At 42.6% G+C, this 3,041-nt stretch carries 2 protein-coding genes and 1 pseudogene; all 3 read left to right on the plus strand.

The features are described 5' to 3' along the window. Positions 1-232: pseudogene (locus DW862_RS25485) on the plus strand (transposase); the annotation flags it as partial. Between the two features lie 40 nt (positions 233-272). Further along, complete coding sequence (locus DW862_RS25490; RefSeq protein WP_007483769.1) at positions 273-1,208, plus strand: transposase; 936 nt, start codon at positions 273-275, stop codon at positions 1,206-1,208. Positions 1,209-1,276: 68 nt separating this feature from the next. Next, positions 1,277-2,914 carry an alpha-galactosidase gene (locus DW862_RS25495; RefSeq protein ID WP_120071136.1) on the plus strand — a complete coding sequence of 546 codons (1,638 nt, stop codon included), beginning with the start codon at positions 1,277-1,279 and terminating at the stop codon, positions 2,912-2,914. The last annotated feature ends 127 nt before the right edge of the window (positions 2,915-3,041 follow it).

The following is a 3,041-nucleotide window of genomic DNA, read 5'->3' on the forward strand; positions in this document are numbered from 1 at the left end:
CACTATTCCTTCTGAGTACTCAGATCTACATCTTCACTCAAAAGGTTTCCTCCCTGAGATTGAAGTTCAGGACTTCCCTATCCGTGGTAAAGCCGTTTATTTACGTATCAAGCGTCGTCGCTGGGAAGATCCCTCCACTGGGCAGACATATAGTCGTGACTGGAGTTTGGTAGCCACCGGTACTCGCATAACCGCTGAGTTCGGTGCTTTTTTAAAAGAATTACTTAGATAATCACGCCGTTAGCTGCCAAAGTGTAGCAGAGCATTACTGTATGGATGGCAAACAGCTTCAAAGCCAATATAAAGATCACCTGAGTGACTTCCAGAATTGGGATCAGAGAGCACATGCCCAAGAGTATATCCTTTATCCAAAGAATATGGGTTATCGCCTATGTATTGACGAAACGGCTTTGAGCAAGGGAGATCTTTATACCATCTTAATAAATAGAGATAAGCGAGGTAGGAAAGGTTCTATTATAGCTGTAATTCAGGGCACTAAAGCCGATGATATCATTGCGGTACTTACAAAGATGCCACAGGAGCTGCGTAATCAAGTCAAAGAAATTACACTGGATATGGCCGGGAGCATGCAAAAGATTGCGAAAACGTGCTTTCCACGTGCCATGCAGGTGATTGATAGGTTTCATGTACAAAAACTTGTATACGAAGCGGTACAAGAGTTGCGTATTACATATAGATGGCAAGTGATAAAAGAGGAGAATAAAGCCATGAAAGCGGCAAAAGAGAAGGGGGAAGTACATAAAGCAGAAGAACTCGAAAACGGAGATACACTCAGGCAATTATTAGCCAGAAGCAGATATTTATTATTTAAATCACCTGATAAATGGACCAAGAGCCAGAAAATCAGGGCAGAATTACTTTTCAAGCAGTTTGAAGATATTAAGCACGTATATTACTACTCATTGGAGTTGGGAAAGATCTTTTCCACAAACTATGACAAGGATGTAGCAAGAGCAAAGCTGGCACTATGGTATAATAAGATTGAAGAATATGGATACGATACATTCACAACAGTAGCAAACTCTATTGAGAACCATTATGAAAGGATTCTGAACTTCTTTGTGAACAGGAGTACAAATGCAGCAGCGGAAGCATTTAATGCTAAAATCAAAGCATTTAGGGCATCATTTAGAGGAGTAGTGGATATGAGCTTCTTCCTTTTTAGGCTAGCAAAGGTATATGCATGAAGGGAATTGACAAAAATTAATCCCCCAAGTTTTCAGACTGAGCCAAAAAAACACCAACCCATTATATCATGAGAAACAGGATTTATCTCTTTACAGTAGCAGTAGCTTCTTTTATGTGCATCAGTTGTACAAAGACTCAAACCACTCTTTCGGAAAATGAAAAGGCAGTCAATCCTCCTATCATGGGATGGAGTTCATGGAATGCGTTTCGTGTAGACATCAGTGAAGACATTATCAAACACCAGGCTGACCTGATGGTGGAAAAAGGTCTGAAAGATGTCGGATATCATTATGTCAATGTTGATGATGGCTATTTCGGAAAACGTGACGACAACGGAATAATGCTTGCAAATGAAAAACGCTTCCCGAACGGCATGAAACCGGTGGCGGATCATATTCACAGCCTGGGAATGAAAGCCGGCCTTTATACCGATGCGGGTAATAGTACGTGCGGTTCCATGTGGGACAATGACACTGCAGGTATAGGAGCAGGTATCTACGGGCATGAACCACAAGACGCCCAATTATACTTTGGCGACTGGGGTTTCGACTTTATCAAAATTGACTATTGCGGAGGAGATGCGCTGGGACTTAATGAAAAGGAACGCTACACTTCAATCCGGAACAGTATAGACAAAGTGAACAAAGATGCTTCCATCAATATCTGCCGATGGGCCTTCCCGGGTACTTGGGCCAAAGACGCAGCAACCTCCTGGCGTATCAGCGGTGATATTAACGCACATTGGGGCTCATTAAGATATGTAGTCGGCAAGAATCTTTACCTGTCTGCCTATGCCGGCAACGGACATTACAATGACATGGATATGATGGTTATCGGATTCCGTAACGACAGCAAAGTGGGCGGACAAGGTCTTACCCCGACAGAAGAAGAAGCTCATTTCGGTTTATGGTGTATCATGAGCTCTCCTTTGCTTATTGGATGTAACCTGGAAAACATACCGGAATCTTCTCTCGAACTGCTGAAAAACAAAGAATTGATTGCCCTCAACCAAGACCCGCTAGGTTTGCAGGCATACGTAGCGCAACATGAAAATGAAGGTTATGTACTTGTGAAAGATATTGAGCAGAAACGTGGAAACGTACGTGCTGTGGCTCTCTACAATCCTTCCGATACCGTATGCAGTTTCTCCGTCCCGTTCTCTTCATTGGAATTTGGAGGAAACGTAAAAGTACGTGATCTCGTAAAACATAACGATTTAGGCAGCTTCTCCGGCACATTCGAACAAACGCTTCCGGCACACAGTGCCATGTTCCTCCGTATGGAAGGCGAAACCCGTCTGGAACCGACTCTGTACGAAGCAGAATGGGCTTACTTGCCTCTTTTCAATGACCTAGGTAAAAATCCTAAAGGTATTCTTTATGCCAATGACAAAGAAGCTTCCGGCAAAATGAAAGTAGGTTTCCTGGGTGGACAACCGGAAAATTATGCCGAATGGAAGGAAGTGTATAGCGAAGATGGCGGACGCTACAACATGACTATCCATTACTCATACGGTAAAGGACGCCAAATAGAACTGGATGTCAACGGCATTATTACCAAAATAGATTCTTTGGGAGAGGATAATAACCATAACGAAATCACAGTTCCCGTTGAACTAAAAGCAGGATATAACACCATTCGCATGGGTAATAGTTACAACTGGGCACCGGATATCGATTGTTTCACTCTGACAAAAGCATTGTAATTTGACGATATAACTCTCAATATTAAAAGGAGCAACAATGGAATAAAGATGCCCCCAAAAAAAAATTATCTCACTGTAACCATACTATTTTCCGCCACGCCAATTTTATCGGCTGTCTTTCAGCCGA

This window comes from Bacteroides sp. AM37-9 (assembly GCF_003603455.1).
Lineage (GTDB): Bacteria > Bacteroidota > Bacteroidia > Bacteroidales > Bacteroidaceae > Bacteroides > Bacteroides xylanisolvens.

Bases quoted from the DNA above. Each gene is read 5' to 3' on its own strand.
- DW862_RS25490 (WP_007483769.1), top strand. From the start codon at position 273: ATGGATGGCAAACAGCTTCAAAGCCAATATAAAGATCACCTGAGTGAC.
- DW862_RS25495 (WP_120071136.1), top strand. From the start codon at position 1,277: ATGAGAAACAGGATTTATCTCTTTACAGTAGCAGTAGCTTCTTTTATG.